Below are 19,112 nucleotides of genomic sequence, written 5' to 3'. Positions count from 1 at the left end.
CGGAATTCTTCGCGCCATGTATTAGTGGAGCCATTTCGAACCCGAAGGGATTGAAACAAGGATGAATATGAAACGCTCCGAGGTTGAAAAAAACTCAAAGGTCAGAGACCTGTTGGATGATATCACAGAGAAGCTGAGGACAATATATGGCGGATCCCTGCATTCGGTAATAGTCTATGGATCATATGCGCGGGGTGGTCAAAGCGATGAATCAGATATAGATATTATGGTACTTTTAAATGCCGATGAAGATACAATTAAGCTTAAAAATATTTTTCTTATGGAAACCGTGGCCACTCTTTCACTTGAACATGGAATAATTGTTTCTATCATCGAACAATCATATGAAAAATATATGCAATATATTGAGTATGTTCCCTTTTACTCCAATGTTAACAGGGAAGGGATGAATATATATGAACGAAAGAATCAAAGAGCTCTCTAAATACCGGATAGAGAAGGCACGGGAAGACCTGAAAGCCTCGAAAATTCTATATGAAGCCGGCAGTTATGCTCAATCGCTGAATCGTTCATATTACGCCGACTTCCACGCGATACGCGCCATTACGGCGTTTGATAAATTTGATTCGAAAAACACTCCGGTATTATCGCTTTTTTCAATTGCAGTTATGTAAAAACCGGAAAGTTTGATCTCGTATACAGTAAGTATATTTCCTCCGCTTTCAATATAAGGACGAAAGGGGATTATGATGATTTCTATATCGCGAGTAAACCTGATGCCGAGACGCAACTTTCGAATGCAAATCGATTTATAAATGCCATAGAACTTTTTATCGCGAATACTCATGGTGGGAAAAACAATGACAGGCATGAAAATTTGTAACTGTTTTATTCTTGTTTTATCGTTATTGCTGTCGCTGTCGTCATGTTCCGGGAAAAAGAGGATATGGATTTACACCAGCATATACAAGGAAGTCATCGAGACGATGCGCGAACCGCTCCAGAAGGCGCTTCCCGCGGACGTGGAGGTGATGTGGTTCCAGAGCGGGAGCGAGAACATCGCCAGCAAGGTGAACGCGGAGCTCGCCGCGGGCGCGACGCGGGCGGACCTCATCCTCACCAGCGATCCATTCTGGTATTACGAGCTGAAACAGGAGGGGAAACTCCTCCCTTATAAAAGCCCGGCCGCGAAGGACATACCGGCGATCTACGTCGATCCCGACGGGGCGTTCGCCGGGGTCAGGCTTCCGGTGATGGTGATCGGGTATAACTCGCGGTATTTCACGAACGAAGCCGACCTGCCGAAAAGCTGGAAAGACCTCGCCGATCCCCGGTATAAACGGCTGATCTCGATGCCCAACCCGCTCGAGTCCGGCTCGAGCTTCACCGCGGTAGCGCTTTTGCAAAAAAAATACGGCTGGGACTATTTCGACAAGCTCCGGAACAACGACATCATCGCGGCGGGGGGCAACAGCTCCGTCATCACCCGAATCGAGACGAGGGAGAGGCCGCTCGGGATCGTGCTCCTCGAAAACGTGCTCAAGGCGTGGGACAAGGGCTCGCCGGTTAGGCCCGTGTATCCGGCCGACGGCACCATACCGATACAGAGCCCCATCGCGATCCTCCGCGACTCGCGCAATCCCGAAGCGGCCAGACTGGCCTACGACTGGTTCTACACGAAAGAAGCCCAGGATGCGATAGTACGCGGTTCAATGTATTCGCTATTCGAGTCCGCGCCGTCACCCGAACACGCGCGGTCCTATGCGGAGCTCAAATCGACCATGATGCCCTGGTCGGCGGATATACTCGCGCTGATGTACGCCGACCGCGCCGCGATCAAATCGAAATTTTCCGAGACCGTTCTCCGCTGAGATGTTCGCCGACGGGATATCCAACGCGGCGGTAATCGAGGCGCTCCTGCGCTCGCTCTCGCTCAGCATTGCGGTCGCCCTCATCTCGGGCGCCGCCGGCTGCCTGGTGGCGTGGCTCGTCACGCGCTCGGACATAGGCGGGGGCAGGGCGCTTTCCGGCCTTTTCTCGATTCCGTACGCCATCCCGGCATACCTGCTGGGAATGGCCTGGATCGTGCTCGGCAATCCCGCCGTCGGCGCCGTCAGGGGAATATTTCCGGAAAGCGGCGTGTACGGGTTCCACGGGATGGTGCTGGTGGAGAGCACCGTCGCTTTCGCCTTCCCGTATCTGGAACTCAAGGCAGGGTTTGAGCGGATGGACCCCTCGCTCGAGGAGGCCGCGCGTATGAGCGGTGCAAGGCCCTGGCGCGTCTTTCGCGATGTCAGCTTTCCGTTGTTGTGGCCGCCGCTGGTCAACGGGATGTGCCTTTCATTTCTCTATACGCTTTCCTCGTTCGGCGTGCCCGCCATGCTCGGCATGCCGGTGCGGCAGTTCGTGCTCACCACGCTCATCTATTCCCAGTTCAAACTGGGCGGGATGGCGGGTATCGCCGCCGGACTCAGGCTCTCGCTCATCCTCCTCGCAATGGCGATGCTGGTCCTGGCGCTCTCCAACCGTCTCGTCGGCCTGCAGCGACGCCGCGGGGGCGCGATCACGGGCTCGCGCGTTTCGCGTCCGGCCCTGGTGCATCTGGGCAGGGGGCGCGTCCCCGTCAGCGCGGCAGTCTGGGCGGTATTCGCCGCGGCCGTGGTGCTTCCCTGGGGCGCGCTCGCCTTTTCGGCGCTGGCTCCCGTTGCGGGGAATTACTCCCCCTCCGAATGGACTTTAAGAAACCTGGAATACGTTTTGGCGCTCCCCGAATTCAGCGAGGCGCTTGTCAATTCGCTCGCGCTGTCGCTGTCGGTCGCGACGCTTGTGGTCGCTTTGGGGTTCCTGCTGGCCTTCGCGGCGGTGCGCCGGGGAAGCCGCGCGGCGCAGTGGATCATCGAAGCCATGGGAGTCCCGTTCTCGACGCCGGGGACCGTGATCGCGATTCTTTTGATTTTCGTTTCGACCTGGGCAGCGGCGGCGATGGGGCGCTTTGGCCTTTCGTTCGACTCGCCGCTCTTCTGGATGGCGCTCGCCTACGCCCTCAAGTACTGCGCGGTGAGCGCGCGCATGCTCGCCGCAGCCTACCGCCAGGTGCACCCCTCGCTCGAGGAGGCGGCCGTGGTGAGCGGCGCGACGACATTGATATTGCTTCGCACCATCTGGCTTCCACTTCTTTCACGGACCGTGCTTGCCGCCTGGTTTCTCACCGCGCTTCCCATGTTCACGGAGCTCACCATGAGTGTGCTCCTCACGGGCCCCGGCGGTGCGACAATGGGCACCGTGCTCTTCCAGCTTCAAGAGTACGCCGACCAGCCGTCGGCCGCGGCGCTTGCGTGGATATTGCTCAGCGCGGCGCTCATGGGGGCGTTCTTCATGCGGGGCCGCAGGGCCGGGGAAATTCTGGAGGGTAGATGATGAGCGACCTTCGCCTCAAAGGTGTCGCAAAGCTCTTCGGCGACAAGGTCGTGCTCGCGCCGATGAATATCGTGGTGACGGACGGCTCGTTCGTTTCGCTCCTGGGGCCCAGCGGCTGCGGCAAGACCACCCTGCTTCGCCTCATCGCAGGGCTCGAAACGCCCTCGGCGGGCGAGATCTTGCTGGGCGACACCGTGTTGTACGGGCCGGGCGTCAACATCCCGCCCGAAAAACGCCGCTTCGGCATGGTCTTTCAATCGTATGCCGTCTGGCCGCACATGACCGTTTTTGAGAACGTCGAGTATCCGCTTAAAGTCCGCGGTATGGACCGGAAAGAACGCGCGGCGGGGGTGATGAAGACGCTCGACCTGTTGCATATGGACGAACTCGCGGGCCGTTATCCGCACCAGCTTTCCGGCGGGCAGCAGCAACGCACGGCGCTCGCGCGCGGGCTCGTGATGGAGCCGCCGGTGCTCCTACTCGACGAACCGCTCTCGAACCTGGACGCGCGTCTGCGCGCCGAGATGCGCCGCGAGATCCGCGACCTGCACCGGGCGCTCGGTATCACCATCCTCTACGTAACGCACGACCAGCGCGAGGCCTTTGAAATGGCGACGAAAATCGTTATCATTAATGATGGCAGGATAGAGCAGGAGGGGACCTCCGAGGAGATTCGGAACGATCCGGCCCCCGGGTTTGTGAGCGAGTTCCTGTCGCACGCCTGACGGCATCGTGGAGGTTAAGGCCGGTGGAATGCGGAATCATCGTCGAGATTAAGGGAACGATGGCGCTCGTGGAGGCGTCGGCGGGCGAGGCATGCGCATCGTGCTCGTCGCGCGGTTCGTGTTCGCTGTTGGGCGCGGAATCGAAGCGGCGGCTGTGGATCGAAAACCGTGCCGGTGGCCGGATGGGCGATATGGTCGAGTTCGCGATCGCACCGCGCGCCGTCGTACAGATGAGCCTGCTTCTGTACGCGTTTCCGGTGGCCGCGCTCATCATCGGGACGGCCGCTGGAATGGCGGGTGCGCCGCGCATGGGAATGGACGCCGATCTCGCCGCCGCGCTCTTCGGGGCGGGGGCGTTCGTCCTCTCGTTCGGAATCATAAAAACGCTTTCGTCCGTTCTGGCCGGCAGGAAGTCGTTTCAACCGGTAATGATTCGCGTGCTGGAGGAGGACGGGGCGAGCGAATGACGGGGATCAGGGAACGGGGTATAAAAAAGGCTGGATTTTATCCCGCAAGGATTGGACAATCGAAGGACCGTGGGCCATCACAATCAAAAGGAGCGGCGTAATGAGTGATGACATCGAACTGAAAAAGCGGAAAATGCGCGAGGAGCTCGAACAGCTCAAGTACGAATTCAAGGTCGAGCTTCCCAGGAAGATCGCGGAAGCGCGCGCCTACGGCGATCTCAAGGAGAACGCCGAATACCATGCCGCCAAAGAGCGACAGTCCTTTCTCAACGCCCTCATCACCCGGATCAGCAGTCAGCTCAGCCAGCTCAGCAACCTCAGCGTGTCCGACATCGCGAAAGACCGCATCGGGTTCGGCTCTACGGTCACCGTTTTCGACCTGGAATCCGAAGAAACAATGGAATTCACCTTCGTATCCCCGAACGAGGTGAAACCGGCCGAGGGTAAGATATCGCTTTCATCGCCCGTCGGTATGGCGCTGCAGAACAAGTGCGCGGGCGAAGAGGTGGAAATCAGCATTCCCGCGGGAAAGAAGCGCTACCGGATAGAACGCTTTACCACCATGCACGGAGAATCCTTCGAGTAGTCGGTTCGGCTGCGTCCCGTCGTCGGTCAACCGACCGCGTAGCGCACCACGTCGGCCCAGGTTGTATACACCACAAGCCCCAGAATGAGCACCCAGCCGGTGATCGCAAGCGGCTGGTGGGCTCTCGCCGCCGAAGAATGGAGCTTTTCCATAAGGTAGAGGAGCGCCTTTCCCCCGTCCAGGGCGGGCAGCGGCAGCAGGTTGAATATTGCCAGGTTGAGGCCGAGCACCGCCGCGAACTGCGCGGCCTTGAAGGCGCTTCCGCCTACGAACGCCGTGCCCTGGGCCACTATACCCACTATGCCGGATATCTCGCCGCCGCCGGAGAAGAGCCGGCCGAACGCATCGAGGATGCGCATGGCCATCACCGCCGTCTGTTCGAAAGGCTTCAGAAACGCGCCCGTAAACGAGAAGCCGCCGGTCGCGGAGTTAAGGATTCCAAGGAGCACAAGCGTCATCGCCAGGTTCGCGACGGGGCCTCCGAGCGTCATAACGAGGCGGCTGGAAACGGGGATCGCGAAAAACTCCTTTTCATCCCCGATCGCCGGGAGCACATATCCCCCCAGGGGGATGGCCGACAGCCGGTACTCCGTTTCGCCCCGCCTGATCCCGACGAGCTTCGGCCCGAAACCGACCGAGAAAAGCGCGACCGGTATGCCCGAAAGGCGCGCGGCCGCGAAATGCCCCGCCTCGTGCACCAGTATTACGAGTCCGATTATGAAGATGACGCCGATGTACTCCATGATGCCTCTCTCGAAGGGGGATGGCCGGATGGCGGCCTTCTGTTCGGAGTTATGGGCAGCCGGATTGTTACACGGATATCACCGGCGGGAGCGCCTCGGCGCGCTAATTATTTCTTGTAAAAAAGCCTCGCATCCGCACAATTGCCGGATTATACAATGAGTCGAAAGACCGGGAGCCGTTCAGCGGATCCGTCGCCACGACAGGCCGAATAAGCCGGGTGCCGCACTGACCTCATATCCGGCTGCCCGGCAGGACGGCATAAATAGGGCTGTTACTTTACTGAGTGTCATTGCGAGCCCCGGCTTTATCGGGGCGCGGCAATCTCATAAAGCATTTTGTTTTTTAGTAAAAACTTGTTGCCTTTTGAGATCGCCGCGTCGGCCTCCTCGCGATGGCATTTTTGTCATTTACGCAACAAGACTAATAATCGGGAGAACCTGAAAAACATGGCAAAAATACGGGAATTTGCGGGCCTTCGCCCGGAAAGGGGGCTCGCGGTGCAGGTGGCCGAGCTGCCGTACGACGTGGTTTCATCGGAGGAGGCGCGCGCGATCGCGAAAAACAGGCCGCACAGTTTTTTCCACATTTCAAAGCCCGAAATCGATTTTCCCGAAAGCGTTTCGCCGTACGACGACAGGGTCTACGCGAAGGCCCGGGAGAACTTTGAACGGTTTATCGGCGACGGTGTGCTGCGCGGCGATGACGAGCCGGGCCTGTACCTGTATACTCTCGTCATGGGCGGACGCGAGCAGACGGGCGTCGTCGGCTGCCTGGACATCGACGATTACCTCGAAGACAGGATAAAGAAGCACGAGCTCACCCGCGAGGACAAGGAGCGCGACAGGATGCGCCATGTTGACAGCCTGAGCGCGCAGACGGGACTCGTCTTCACCTTTTACCGCGAGAACGGCGCGGGCCGGCCGCTTTTTGCACGGGCGCTCGAGGCCGCCCCCGAGGTCGATTTTACCTCCGAAGACGGCATACGACACATGCTTCGCCGCGTAAGCGACGGCGAGCTCATCGCTTCGTTTAAAGAGCTTCTGCGTTCGCAAGCGCTGTATATCGCCGACGGCCATCACCGGGCCGCCGCGGCCGTCAAGGTCGGCCTTCTGCGCCGGAAGGCCAATCCGAACCATACCGGCGAGGAGGAATATAACCGCTTTCTCGCCGTCGTCTTTCCCCACGAGCAGTTGAAAATCCTGCCGTATAACAGGGTGGTGCGCGATCTCAACGGCCAGAGCGTCGACGAATTTCTCGAACGGCTCGGCCAAAGCTACTCGATCGAGGATATCGTGTCCGGAAAACCGCCGGGGCCGCGTCGCATCTGCATGTACCTCCGCGGTCGCTGGAGGCTCCTCACCCCCCGCTCACGGCCGGAGGGTGATATTGTCGCGCGGCTCGACGTCTCTGTCTTGCAGAAAACCATACTCGAACCGCTGCTGGGGATCGGCGACCCCAGGAAGGACATGCGCATAGATTTTGTTGGCGGGATTCGGGGGCCCGCCGAGCTCGAAAGGCTGGTGCGGGACGGAGGTTTCGCCGTGGCCTTTTCGCTCTTTCCCACGTCGATAGAGGAGCTCATCGCGGTCGCCGACAACGGGGGTCTCATGCCGCCGAAATCGACATGGTTCGAGCCGAAGCTCCGCAGCGGCCTGGCCATCCACCGGATCGAGCGGATACCCGCCGGGCAGTAATTATCTTGACATTGTGCCGGAATTGTGGTAACACTCGGCAGGGTGTGGAGACGAGGGGAATCGAACCCCTGACCTCTTGAATGCCATTCAAGCGCTCTCCCAACTGAGCTACGCCCCCGGGTGCGTCCGGTCGTTACGAACGATGAGGATAGTGGGCCGGGGGTGGGGGGTTTGTCAATATTAATTTATGCGCACGGGCGCGGTGGATGCGGACCGGAAAACGATGAACAATCGACGGATAGGTGCCGAAACCTATTAACAGGACATTGAGGTGGGACGATGAGCGAGGACGTGGCGGGCCTGAAAAAGGAGATTGAGAACCTGAAGGGTGAGCTCGTGCACTACCGGAAAATGGTAAGCGGTTACGAAAACGTCCTCAAGCTCAACGAAATGGAACTCGACAACGCGCAGAAGATCATCTCGATGTACGAAAATATAGTGGAATACTCGCGCGTCGAGCTGAAGCTCGCGACCGAAACGGCCCGTGCGCAGGAAAGCGTCTCCCAGCTCGGCAGGTCGGAGCTCTTGGACGCATTTTCCAAGATCAGCGCGCTCGAGGAGCAGAACAGGCTTCTTCGCGAGCAGCGCCGGGACGCCTGAAGATTGACCGAAACAGCCAGGGTATAGATACCGACGATGATACTGACCTATGTGATGATATTTGTCTTTTTTATAATGCTCAGCATTTTCGGCCTTTACATCTTCAGCACCTACGTTTTCCCCCGCAAAATAGAAGAAATCGCCAAGATGATAGAGATGGGGCAGACGAAACTCGCCATTAAAAAGCTGAACGAGATTCTGGAAAAGGACGATCGCAACGCCTACGCGCATTACCTCCTGGCCGAGGCGTATATCAGGGAAAACAACCCGCAGTTCGCCATCCTTGAATACCGTCAGGTGCTCAAGATCTCGCGCTTTGACGACAAGGTGAGCGAGGTGGACGTGCGCTCGAAGCTCGCCAAAATATTCAGGGAGCGTAACGCCGTCGAGGACGCCAAAAATGAATATCTCATCCTGACAAAGATTGACCCGGTAAACTACGAAAATTTCTATCGGCTCGGCATGATACTTTTCGATTCCGGAGCGATGGACAAGGCGGCCGTGTACTTCAAGAAAAGCATCGCCAACAACAACCGTCACGACATGTCATATTATTACCTGGGACAGGTACTTTACCGCAACGCCTCCTACAACGAGGCCAAACAGATGTTCCTCGAGGCCATTAAAATAGACCAGGGGAACTACAAGGCGCATTATTTTCTCGGCCTGGTTCTCCGGCAGATCGGCGATTACGAGTGGGCGATCAAGGAATTCGAAACCGCCCAGAAGAGCGAGGACATCAAGGTAAAGTGCTTTCTCGCCAAGGGCACCTGCTATCACGAGAAGGAGCTTTTCCCAAAAGCGATAATCGAGTTAGAGAGGGGGCTCAAATTCGCCAAGCGGGGGAGTGATACCGAACTCAACCTGCGCTACTTCCTGGCCTCGTCGCAGGAAGGCGTGCGCGATCTGCAGTCGGCGATCGCCAACTGGGAACAGATCGCCTCGGTGAACAAGAATTTCCGCGACGTGCAGGAAAAGCTGCGCGCCTACTCCGACTTCAGGCAGGACGACCGCGTCAAGGACTTCATGATAGCGGGGCTCGCCCAGTTCGAGCACACCTGCCGAAAGATGGCCGAATCGCTGGGGCTCACCGTTATGGACATAGAGATAATCAGCGATTCGGAGATAGATATTCTCACCACCGAGACCGAAGGCAAATGGCGGAACACCCGCATGAGCAACAGGATCGTGCGCATTCTACGCACGACGGAAACGGTGTCGGACAAACTGCTTAGAAAACTCCACGAGAGTATGAAGCCGCGCAACGCCGCGCGAATCGTCGTCATCAGTACGGGTGATTACTCGCAGGCCGCGGCCGAGTTCGCGAGTACGCGACCGATCGATCTCCTTGGCAAGGCCGACATCGTCCGGCTGTTGAAATCCGCCGGAGCCTGAAAAGCGAAACGGCGAATGGATTTTATCGATCATATCCTGAGTGACATTCCCCTCTTCCGGCATTGCAGGGACGAAGAAATCAGGCTCCTCCGCGGTGCCGGGCGCGTTGTAAACGTAAAGCGCGGAAAGATTTTCGATCCCGGAAAGGACAACTCCTTCGGCGTAGTGATAACGGGTCTCTTCGAGATGGAAGCCCCCGGACGGGGCGAGGTCGTCTGCATGGCGTCGGGCTCGTTCTTCGGCGACATCCCCTTTACGCAGAACCGCCATCGCGGGCAGGTGCGGGCGCTCGTGGATTCATCACTCTTCGTGTTCGAGGTAAAAAGCATTTACCGTTTTTTCCTTAATTCCTACAAGGCCATGCGTGGATATCTGCGCGCCGTCGGCGCGATGGGATTCGAACCCTCGTCCGTGGCGAAAAAGTACGGCGGCAGGGCGGCGCGGATCATAACCGTTTTCGGCCGGACGGACGGTTCGGGGAAGTCGATTCTCTCGTCCTTTCTCGGCCTCTGCTGCGCCCGCGAGGGAAAGACGATAATCCTCGATGTGTCGTATACCGGCGACTCGGTCTTCAATATCTTTGAAAGAAAGATCACGACGGCCGTATCGCAGAAGGACGAGGAAGACCTTGCCGCCGATTTGTTTATTAACGAGCGTATCGAACCGGTCGATGACAACCTCTCTCTTATGAACATTGCCTTTGGATCCAGGGTGCGGGTCAATCCCGAAATACTCTCCCCGATCCTTTTCGCGCTGTCGCGGGAGTACCGGTTTATCGTCATCGACCTGTCCGGGCGCGACGACGCGCTGCGCGACAGGGTCTTCGATTTGTCCGACGTCATCTTCCCGATTGTTACGCGCCCGAAGGAGCGGCGGTCGCTCTATCCGCTGCTCGACTCCGGCCTTCGCGAGGGGCAGCGGGTGCTGTACACGCTCAACGCGTTCCACGCGCGCTCCGCGCGTTCATTCGAAGGCGGGATAATTCTCGAAGACCTGGGCGTTACGAAAAAGGTCCCCGCGCACGAGGCGCTGAGGGAGCGCATCGGCGGCGAGAACGCCGCGGAGTTCATGGAGTTCATACAGGGCAGGAAGCGGGGCATGGTGCTCGAGACGAGGCTCGCCGATTCCGTGGCCTATGCGGGTTTTCTCGCGGCCTTCCAGCGCTCCGGCGGGAAAGTGGACCTCATCTATTCATCCGGTATGAGCTACTGCCTTGCCGCGCTTTTCGCGTTGATGGAGAACGAAGAATCCTTCCTGCGGGCTGTGGAGTCTTTTTTTTCGGAGGAACGCATCAACGCCATGCTCGATATCACCTTCCCCGACGAGTTCGTAATCAAGAGCGCGGGAGCGGCCCGCCATGCCCGCGAACTGGCCGGTTCGGCCCGGATCGAGATGTTCAGGAGCCTGCCCGCGGCCATGCTGGCGGACGAGCGCGGGGAAGGCGTTCGCGTCTTCAGTACGGGCGGCCTTGCGGAATGTATAGCGGCCTCTTTTATGCTCAATCCGGTATGCGAATCGGTGGAGATTGCCGGGAGTCTGTATCATTCGGGCTTTCCGAGGAGAAGAGTGCGTCCCGAGGATCTGCTCCGTACCGACGTGGACGAGATACTCTCGGTTTCGGTGCGAAACAGGGGCAGGCTCCGGTTCCGCGACAAACGGGTTTTAAGATTTTACGACCGGTATCTGGACCATTGCTCTCTTTTGCTGCCGGAAGGCCATCCGGGCGGTATTCCATCGAAAAACATCGTGATTGAAATCGACGAAAGCGAGTACAATTTGAAAAAAATACTGGAACTTTCGGACGAGATTTCGAATAAATTGTTGAAGGAGCGCGGTTTGTAGTATAAACGGGGTGGCCGGCCGTTGCGGCGCGGTATTCGGTGCGGAAAAAGGATTAAGGAGAGGTCGATGCGTTCGAAGCTGACGAACATCCTGCAGGTGGTTATTCTGGTCAGCGGTGTGTTATATATCACCGCCGGCATCGCGTTTTATCTGTCGCCGCTTTTTCTCGGCTCACTCCTGGGTCTGCCGCTGGCCGAGGACTGGTTTAACCAGATAAAATACGACGCCTTCGTCGCGCCCCTTTATTTTGTCACACGGGGCTTCGCGGCGATGGTTTTTGCAGCGGGAGCGTCGATGGTGCTGCCGCTCTTCGACCCGCTCAGGTACAGGGGGCTGGTTTATTTCACGGGAATTTTGTTTCCGCTTATGGCGTCATGGGTTCTTATCAAAAACGGGCTGGAGTATCAGCATCCGCTGGCGGTGGCGCTGGGGGTGATGTTTTCGGTTGTGCTTGTCGTTACGGCGGCGGCGCTTGCGATTACGAGAAAGTTCGCCCGTTCGGGCGAAGAGTGAGCTAACTGCCGGGGATCACGAAAGCCGGAGAAACGGGTCCCCTGGACTTCGCCTGGGGAGTCCGGGTCGTTCCGGTTTCGCGGATGGCCGGTTGAAATCGGGGAGGGGTAAATGGATCTTAAAACCAGAAAAGTCGGTAACGTCATCGTAATTTATCTGCACGGGAAACTTGATGTCCATGTGTCCGCCGATGTGGAGAAGGAAATCAACAGGATAATCGAACAGGAAGCGCAGAGCAGCCTGCTCCTCAACCTGGGACAGGTGGAATACATGAGCAGTTCGGGCCTGAGGATCTTCGTTTCCACCATGAGGGCGCTCAAGGAATCGAAGCGCAAGCTTGTGCTCTGCAACATGAACAACTCGGTCAAGAAGATATTCGAGGTCGTGGAACTCATGGATATGTTCGAAGTGTACGAAACGGAGGAAGAAGCGCTCAGGCATTTCTGACCCGGGGTTCATTCAAATGAGCATTAAAGGGATTTTCCGGAGGCGCGAGAAGCCCCGAATCGCCGTCGGCGAGGGCTTCGCGGGTGACGTTCCCGCTTTCGTCGACCGCGACAAGCTCGTCTCGATGACGGCGGGTATCGGCGCGGGCATTCGGAATTATCTTCTCTTTCAGAGGTTTTCGTCGTACCGCTGGCCGTACTGGGTAAACCGGCTCGCGGACGGCGCTTCCATTTCAGGGAGCGGAATACTGCCGCCTCAGCTCGCCAATCATTCCAACAGGGACTGGTTGTATTTTACCAACTTTCTTTCGAGCGACGCAGTTCGGATCGATCCATCGGGCATGCTTTCCCCCACCTATGCCGGATGGTCGGTCGAAATCTGGGTCATCGCCCGTCGGCGGATATTCAGGCCGCAGGAGCTTGCCGGCGGGATCGCGCAGGAACGGGATCCGCTTACCTCCATTATTAAAACCGAGTGGAAGGAAAAGGAATTCAACCTGACACAGACGGTGTTCGGGGCGCGCACGGGTGTCGACGAGGCCATTGTCGCGCTCGAGTGCTTCCTCCCCCAAAAGTCCGAGGGTGCGATGCTCCTGGTGGCGTTTCGACCGTATGACACAACCACGCTTGGTACGGTCGGCGAAATCGAATACAGAAGGGACTCGCGAACGGTGAGGATAGACGGTTCAGAACGCGCGGTGATGGAGGCGAAGCCTGATTTCGTTACGACCGGCGCCGGCCACTCCGGCGACCTGAAGCCGGTCGAGGGCTCGCGTGATGCGTTTAAAGTTTCGTGCGAGTTCGGCATGGCGACGCTTGCGTTGGGGTACGTTCTTCAGAAAGGCGCGCGAAAGATCCACATCCGGATCAGTCTTTCGCGCAAAAATGCCATAGCACCTTCGCGGTTAAATTTCGCGCGCGCGGCCGAGGAATTCGCCGTTTTCGCCGGTCTAAGGATAAAAAGCGGGATCACCGTTTCCTTTCCCGAGGAGCCGGTTGTGCGCTGGCTTTACGCGGCCAAGCTTTCCCTGCTCAATGCTATCAACCGCGAAACCGGGCCGCAAAGACGCAATTTCGATACCGTGGCGATGAAGCGCCTGTGCCTCATGGTCTGTTCGTGCAACCGGATGGGGTACCATTCGGAGGTCGAGGGAATGATCCGTTCGGTCATGCCGCATTTTGAGGGGATTGCCGAGCCGTCGTTTGATCGGATTATCGGCGTTGCGTACCTTATTTCGGCGTTCGCGGACTGCTTCATCCATTCACGGGACATGGATTTCCTCCGAAAGGGTTATGCGGCGCTAAAAGCAGCGGCCGGATCCCTGTGCGATTATTCCAGCGGCATTAAATCGGTCTTATGGCGCGAGGGAGGCAACTCCCTCGGCTTTTATCTCTTGGCTTCGCCTCACCTGTACGACCTGGTGTTGATCTGTAACGCGCTTCGCCAGTATTCCTATCTCGCGCGCTGTATGGGACTTTTTGGCGACGAAAACAGGTTTGCGAAGGAGGTGAAACGGCTGGGCGGCATCATAGCCGTGGAGGTCCGCACAATGTTTCCCGGTGGAGAAGGAAAGCCCGTGTCCGGCAGCCACGACCCGCGCCTGGACGGCGGCGGGGCGGCCGGATATATGGCCGCGGCCGGCTTTCCCTTCAGGATTGAGGAACTCTCCGCGGACGACCTCGGCTCGATGGTCGGCGGATTGACAGAACTCTACGGCGGCGTGCCGCTCTATGTCAGGGCGCTCGGAGGCTGGGATTCGGTGCTGTCCTTCCTGTTCGCCTCGAACCTCATCTTTTGCCGCGACATGCGGTATTACGACCTTATGCGCGAATTTATAAGCAGGGGCGGGAAGCGCTTCTCGCTGCAGGAGATACTGCACCCCGGTTCGGGCGCCGGGTTAATGGGCGACGGCGATTCCGTCGAGGCGATGGCGGCATTCGCCCTGGCGCTGCGAAACATGCTGTTTATGGACTTCGAGAACCGGCTTGATGTGCTGCCGTCGCCGCGTGCGGAGTGGTTCCGCCCGGGGTCGGAGATCGTGGTGCAGGATGCTCCGTCGCGCTTCGGCCCGATAAGCTTCAGGGTTGTCTCCTCGGGCAGCGAGGTGCAGTACAGGTTCATCGATCTGCCGAAATTCGTACCGCCCGAGATCATGATCAACCTGCCATTCAGGGCGAAAATCAGGCAGGAGAGCGATTTCGTCATCAAAAAGGACTTCGGAAGCGCCGTAACTATCAACGGCTGGCCTACCATCGTGAAATTTTTTCGCTGAGCCGGGCGGAAACGGGTACCTGAAAAATGCTTATTACCTTCATCCTTATCATTCTCGGCGGTCTGGGTGTGGTCGGGTATTATCTGGTCTACATCAGGCCAAAATTCGATCCCGTTCGAAGGGCCGAGCTGTTTGAAAAGCAGGGGATGCTGAAGGAATCGGTCCTCGAATATCGGAAGGTTCTGGAAAACCGTCCCGGCGACCCGACAGCGCATTATCGGCTGGCCGGACTTTACATGGGGCTGAACGAGATAGACCAGGCCATAATCCAGTTCGAGGAACTGCTGAGAATAGGCAAGTTTACCTACGAAATAGAGCCGCTTGACGTTCAAAAAAAACTCGCCCATGCCTACTACCTCCGGGACGATGTCGAAAAGGCCTTCCGCGGGTATCTCGAAATACTCGGTCACTATCCGGCCGATGCCGAGGCTCTCTATCATGTCGCTTTTATCGCCATGGGGCAGGAGGAGTTCGATTTCGCCCAGAAGCATTTCGACCGCCTGGTTAAGATAAGCAGGGACGATTTTGAGGTTTTTTTCGGGGCCGGCATTACGAGTTATCAGAACCAGAAGACCAACGAGGCCATCAATTATTTCAAATCCGCCCTGGCCCTGCGTCCGAACTCCGATGCGGCGAACCTGGCCATGGCGTTCGCGCTGCAGAGAAAGAGGGACTTCAAACAGGCGATCCCCCATGCCTCCGCGATCGCGGACAGGGCCCAGGAATTCGAGGTGCGGTACGTAGCCAGACGGCTCCTCGCCTTCCTTAAGGCACAGTCTAAAAAGAGCGACGAGGCGGTAAAGTGCTTCGAGGAACTGCTGCAGACGGCCCGCGAAAACGATTCGCAGAGCGAGATCATGCTCGCTCTTTACGACCTTGGATACGCGTGCATCAGGGCCGAGCAGGTCAACAAGGCCTACGAATACTGGAATGAGCTGTACCGTATCGACAAGACCTATAACGAGATCAACCGTCTGGTGACCATGCTGCGACGGGAAATGGACAGCGGGTATCGGCAGTCCCGAGACGACTTCGAAGCCTCGGTAATGGACGGGGTGGATGACTGGATCGCCGGCGCATTTCCACCAAGTTTTATATGGGACATCTGCGGGTTGAAGAGCGACAGGCCCCTGGATATTAAAAGCATTATGGTTACGACGCGCATCGGCTTCCCGCGCGAGGGTGAAGGCGAGACGCGCCTGGCGGCGAGCACCGGGGACAGGCTCGAAAAGCTCGTGAAGCTTGATACGGAGAATTTCCGCATCATGGCGAGCAGGGTGATCACGAAGATGGGGTACCGGGTCGAACAGATACTGCAGACCTACCGCGAAGCGGACGGGGTTGATTTTATGGCCACCTCGAACGCAACGAAAGAGAAGGTGCTCGTCTGGTTCCGGCGCTGGACCAAGACCATGGTGGGCGAGATACCGCTCCGGAATTTCGCCCAGGCCATAAACGATTTCAAGGTAAAACAGGGCCTTTTCGTCACCACCGTCGACCTGACCGAGCCCGCCAAGAACAACCTCGGCAAGTTGCAGAAGGTCATGGTGGTGTATCCCGACGAGCTCGACGAATACCTGAAAGGAATACTCTGAGCATGGAGAGCGTTTTCGGCGCTGTCCGCCCCGTTTCCCTGGCCGGGGTCGATTTTCTAAACGCCACCTACCGCGTATCGCGGAAGCGCCCCATCGAGGGGCTTGTGAGATCAATAGAATGCTTCGGCCTGCTCGAAAGCCCGGTTTTTTTAAGGGAGGCCGGGCGCCTTGTTCCGGTTTTCGGTCACAACCGTCTTGCGGCGCTCGTGCGCGCCGGCATCGAAACGTTCGACGCGGCCGTCGTGGATGAGATAGATCCCGCGGCCTACAGGGCCCGTGCGGTGTTGAAATGCAGCCGCAATGAGGCGGGGCCCGTGGGCAGGATGAGGATGGCGGAAATACTCCGCATGCTGGGGCTTGGAGAAGCGGAACTTTCGCGGACGGTCCGGCACGGCCTCGAGATCCCCGTGGAGTTCGCCTCGGCCGAAACGGCCGGGTCCGTTATGAGACTCCCCCGGCGCTTGAGAGACTACATCGATCTTCGCGACATCGGCTTCAAGGTGATAAAGGGCCTCCTGGGGCTCCCGGCCGAGGCGCACGAGTTTCTGGCCGGCAGGGTCGACGACGCGGGCATTCGCGTCAACGTCTTCAGGGACGTCGTGGAGATGATGTCGGACATCCTGAGAAGGGACGGAACGCTCGCCCCCGTGCTCGCGCTGCCGGCGCCGGAGACCGGGGACCGCCGGAGGGACGAACAGCTGCTTCACGACGCCGTGTATTCCCTGAGATATCCGGCCTATTCGGAGATGAAAGAGAATGCCGGGCAAATTTCCGCGGAGATCGAACGCGGGGGCTGTTCGGTGAGTATTCCGCCGTACTTCGAAGGGGGGGGCGTGTCGCTTACCATACGGTTCGGTCGCGGAGACGATGAGGATTCCATACGCGGAAGGCTTTCGGGCATCGATGCCCGGAAGATTGAAAAGCTGATCGGTCTGCTTTAGTCCCGGAAAAACCCCTCCATATCGCCGATCGCCTTGCGGAAGGCCTCCTCGAGCGGGAGGACGGACTTGTAGCCCGCGGCGTTTTTGTGCCCGCCGCCACCGTTCGCTATGGCGATTTCCGCCACGTCGTAATCGCCCTTGGTGCGCAGGCTCACCTTTACGGGGCCGCTCGAATCCTGTTTGACCAGTACGCTGGCGACGACCCCGTGAACGGTGAGCGGCATGTTGATCGAAAGCTCGCCTTCCGAGAAGCTCGCCCCCGACCTGTCTATCATGTCCGGCGTAAGCTTCATCGCGATGAGCCTGCCGCCGTGATGAACCTCCATCGTCGAAAGGATCATGGCGCGCAGGGCGAAGCTGGCCAGCGAATTGTTTTCATAGATGTGCTCGTACGATTTGAACGGGTCGGCGCCGAGCTCGACGAGGCGCCCTGCGATCCTGAAGGTCTCCGATGTAGTCTTGGGATAGCGGAACGAGCCCGTATCGAAGAGCATGCCGGCGTAAATGGCCTGGGCGGTCTTGGAGCTCGGGGTCATGCCGAAATAAACGAAGAGGGTGTATATGATCTCGCAGGTTGACGAGGCTTCAACCTTGATGAAGTTCGATTCAAGCTTGTCTTTGCCGCCCTCGTGGTGGTCGATGATGAAGACCTCTTTAACCCTGTCCCTGAGCTTTCCGAAGATGGAGCCCACGTTGTCGAAATCGTTGGTATCCAGTACGAAAACGGCGTATTCCTCGAGCGGATACGTCAGGACGGTGGAATCGCCATACACATTGATTTCGTGTTCGGGGTCGATGAACGAAAACTTGTCGGGGACCGGGTCCGAATTCAGTATGACCGACTCCCTGCCCATCACGGTGAGTATCTCGCGAAAGCCGATCTCGGCGCCAAGGCCGTCGCCGTCGGGGCTCTCGTGCGTGGAGATGATGAACCTGTCGTGCCGGGACAAAAACCTCTCGAGATTGGCAAACCCCATGTGCATTGCCGTTTAGACCCGCGCGGCCCGGTTTGTAAGCAGCGGAAAGCCGAGTTCTTCCCTAATCTGGAGGTAGCGTTCGGCGCAACGGCGGGCGATGTTACGGACCCTGGTAATGTAACCGACGCGCTCGGTAACGGATATCGCGCCGCGGGCGTCGAGCATGTTGAATATATGCGAACACTTCAGCACGCAATCGTAGGCAGGAAGCACCAGCGGCGGATCGTTGTATTCGAGTACGGACAGGCATTCCTTTTCGAACAGGTCGAACAGCTTGAAATGGAGGTCCACCGAGGCGATGTGGAAATTATAATGTGAGAATTCCAGTTCGCTGCGATAGTGAACGTCGCGGTACAGGATATTCTCGTTCCATTTGATGTCGAATACGCTGTCGACCCCCTGTATATACATGCAGATGCGCTCGAGCCCGTAGGTCAGCTCAACCGGGACCGGGTCCAGTTCGAAGCTTCCGCACTGCTGGAAATAGGTGAACTGGGTGATCTCCATGCCGTCAAGCCAGACCTCCCATCCGAGCCCCGACGCCCCGAGGGTGGGCGATTCCCAGTCGTCTTCGACGAAGCGGACATCATGCTCCTCAAGCCTGATCCCCAGATGGCGCAGTGAATCGAGGTAGAGGTCCTGGATGTCGAGCGGTGAGGGTTTGAGTATGACCTGGTACTGGTAATAATGCTGCAGGCGGTTGGGATTGTCGCCATAACGGCCGTCCGTAGGACGCCGCGAGGGCTCGACATAGGCCACGTTCCACGGCTCGGGCCCCAGTGCGCGCAAAAAGGTCGCGGGGTTGAATGTGCCGGCGCCGACCTCAAGATCGTATCCCTGTATGATGACGCAGCCCTTTCGGGCCCAGTATTCGTTCAGCCCTGCGATTATATCCTGAAAATACATGAGCGCCCCCCTGTTTAAAGCTTCGCTTAA

Annotated in this window: 20 protein-coding genes and 1 tRNA gene; 17 read left to right on the top strand and 4 right to left on the bottom strand. The window is 57.9% G+C overall.

The window, feature by feature from the left end:
• Positions 1 to 67 precede the first annotated feature (67 nt).
• The 8 genes from VLM75_01530 (at position 68) to greA (ending at position 5,156) form a co-directional block, all read left to right on the top strand.
• The gene (locus VLM75_01530; GenBank protein HSV95593.1) at positions 68 to 445 is read left to right on the top strand and encodes a nucleotidyltransferase domain-containing protein; all 378 of its coding nucleotides are present in this window, start codon (positions 68 to 70) and stop codon (positions 443 to 445) included.
• Positions 417 to 635, top strand: coding sequence for a HEPN domain-containing protein (locus VLM75_01525; protein HSV95592.1), 219 nt, complete (start codon positions 417 to 419; stop codon positions 633 to 635). The genes VLM75_01530 and VLM75_01525 overlap by 29 nt, the downstream gene beginning before the upstream one ends.
• Positions 605 to 844 carry a hypothetical protein gene (locus VLM75_01520; protein HSV95591.1) on the top strand — a complete coding sequence of 80 codons (240 nt, stop codon included), beginning with the start codon at positions 605 to 607 and terminating at the stop codon, positions 842 to 844. Before VLM75_01525 ends, VLM75_01520 begins: the two co-directional genes overlap by 31 nt.
• Positions 822 to 1,832 carry an ABC transporter substrate-binding protein gene (locus VLM75_01515; GenBank protein HSV95590.1) on the top strand — a complete coding sequence of 337 codons (1,011 nt, stop codon included), beginning with the start codon at positions 822 to 824 and terminating at the stop codon, positions 1,830 to 1,832. The genes VLM75_01520 and VLM75_01515 overlap by 23 nt, the downstream gene beginning before the upstream one ends.
• A 1-nt stretch (position 1,833) precedes the next feature.
• Entirely contained in the window at positions 1,834 to 3,378 is a 1,545-nt protein-coding gene (locus tag VLM75_01510; protein HSV95589.1) for an iron ABC transporter permease, read from the top strand.
• Positions 3,375 to 4,103 (top strand): ABC transporter ATP-binding protein, encoded by a 729-nt coding sequence (locus tag VLM75_01505; GenBank protein ID HSV95588.1) that lies wholly within the window; start codon positions 3,375 to 3,377, stop codon positions 4,101 to 4,103. The genes VLM75_01510 and VLM75_01505 overlap by 4 nt, the downstream gene beginning before the upstream one ends.
• A gap of 23 nt (positions 4,104 to 4,126) precedes the next feature.
• The gene (locus VLM75_01500) at positions 4,127 to 4,570 is read left to right on the top strand and encodes a SoxR reducing system RseC family protein (protein ID HSV95587.1); all 444 of its coding nucleotides are present in this window, start codon (positions 4,127 to 4,129) and stop codon (positions 4,568 to 4,570) included.
• Between the two features lie 100 nt (positions 4,571 to 4,670).
• On the top strand, positions 4,671 to 5,156 hold the full coding sequence (greA, locus tag VLM75_01495; GenBank protein HSV95586.1) for a transcription elongation factor GreA: 486 nt from the start codon (positions 4,671 to 4,673) through the stop codon (positions 5,154 to 5,156).
• Positions 5,157 to 5,182: 26 nt separating this feature from the next.
• Here the strand turns inward: greA and VLM75_01490 are convergent, their stop codons facing one another.
• Positions 5,183 to 5,899: a site-2 protease family protein gene (locus VLM75_01490; GenBank protein ID HSV95585.1), complete on the bottom strand. Its 717-nt coding sequence runs from the start codon at positions 5,897 to 5,899 to the stop codon at positions 5,183 to 5,185.
• Between the two features lie 447 nt (positions 5,900 to 6,346).
• Here VLM75_01490 and VLM75_01485 point away from each other — a divergent pair, with 447 nt between their 5' ends.
• Positions 6,347 to 7,594, top strand: coding sequence for a DUF1015 family protein (locus VLM75_01485; protein HSV95584.1), 1,248 nt, complete (start codon positions 6,347 to 6,349; stop codon positions 7,592 to 7,594).
• 45 nt (positions 7,595 to 7,639) lie between these two features.
• Here VLM75_01485 and VLM75_01480 read toward each other — a convergent pair.
• A tRNA-Ala gene (locus VLM75_01480) sits at positions 7,640 to 7,712 on the bottom strand.
• Between the two features lie 161 nt (positions 7,713 to 7,873).
• Between VLM75_01480 and VLM75_01475 the strand changes: the two genes are divergently transcribed.
• The 8 genes from VLM75_01475 (at position 7,874) to VLM75_01440 (ending at position 17,199) form a co-directional block, all read left to right on the top strand.
• Complete coding sequence (locus VLM75_01475) at positions 7,874 to 8,194, top strand: hypothetical protein (protein HSV95583.1); 321 nt, start codon at positions 7,874 to 7,876, stop codon at positions 8,192 to 8,194.
• A gap of 36 nt (positions 8,195 to 8,230) precedes the next feature.
• Positions 8,231 to 9,589, top strand: coding sequence for a tetratricopeptide repeat protein (locus VLM75_01470; GenBank protein ID HSV95582.1), 1,359 nt, complete (start codon positions 8,231 to 8,233; stop codon positions 9,587 to 9,589).
• A gap of 15 nt (positions 9,590 to 9,604) precedes the next feature.
• Positions 9,605 to 11,431 carry a hypothetical protein gene (locus tag VLM75_01465; GenBank protein HSV95581.1) on the top strand — a complete coding sequence of 609 codons (1,827 nt, stop codon included), beginning with the start codon at positions 9,605 to 9,607 and terminating at the stop codon, positions 11,429 to 11,431.
• Positions 11,432 to 11,497: 66 nt separating this feature from the next.
• Positions 11,498 to 11,944 (top strand): hypothetical protein, encoded by a 447-nt coding sequence (locus VLM75_01460; GenBank protein HSV95580.1) that lies wholly within the window; start codon positions 11,498 to 11,500, stop codon positions 11,942 to 11,944.
• 111 nt (positions 11,945 to 12,055) lie between these two features.
• Positions 12,056 to 12,391, top strand: a complete 336-nt coding sequence (locus VLM75_01455) for an STAS domain-containing protein (protein HSV95579.1) — start codon at positions 12,056 to 12,058, stop codon at positions 12,389 to 12,391.
• A gap of 16 nt (positions 12,392 to 12,407) precedes the next feature.
• Positions 12,408 to 14,663: a hypothetical protein gene (locus VLM75_01450; GenBank protein HSV95578.1), complete on the top strand. Its 2,256-nt coding sequence runs from the start codon at positions 12,408 to 12,410 to the stop codon at positions 14,661 to 14,663.
• Positions 14,664 to 14,689: 26 nt separating this feature from the next.
• Positions 14,690 to 16,258, top strand: coding sequence for a restriction endonuclease (locus VLM75_01445; GenBank protein ID HSV95577.1), 1,569 nt, complete (start codon positions 14,690 to 14,692; stop codon positions 16,256 to 16,258).
• 2 nt (positions 16,259 to 16,260) lie between these two features.
• Complete coding sequence (locus tag VLM75_01440; GenBank protein ID HSV95576.1) at positions 16,261 to 17,199, top strand: ParB/RepB/Spo0J family partition protein; 939 nt, start codon at positions 16,261 to 16,263, stop codon at positions 17,197 to 17,199.
• Here VLM75_01440 and VLM75_01435 read toward each other — a convergent pair.
• Both VLM75_01435 and glyQ read right to left on the bottom strand, forming a co-directional pair.
• On the bottom strand, positions 17,196 to 18,176 hold the full coding sequence (locus VLM75_01435) for a bifunctional oligoribonuclease/PAP phosphatase NrnA (GenBank protein ID HSV95575.1): 981 nt from the start codon (positions 18,174 to 18,176) through the stop codon (positions 17,196 to 17,198). The genes VLM75_01440 and VLM75_01435 overlap by 4 nt on opposite strands.
• Before the next feature lie 12 nt (positions 18,177 to 18,188).
• Positions 18,189 to 19,082 carry a glycine--tRNA ligase subunit alpha gene (gene glyQ / locus VLM75_01430; protein HSV95574.1) on the bottom strand — a complete coding sequence of 298 codons (894 nt, stop codon included), beginning with the start codon at positions 19,080 to 19,082 and terminating at the stop codon, positions 18,189 to 18,191.
• Between the last annotated feature and the right edge of the window lie 30 nt (positions 19,083 to 19,112).

The sequence above is a fragment of the Spirochaetota bacterium genome (assembly GCA_035477215.1).
GTDB lineage: Bacteria > Spirochaetota > UBA4802 > UBA4802 > UBA5368 > MVZN01.
This window is presented reverse-complemented; position numbering and strand designations above follow the sequence as displayed.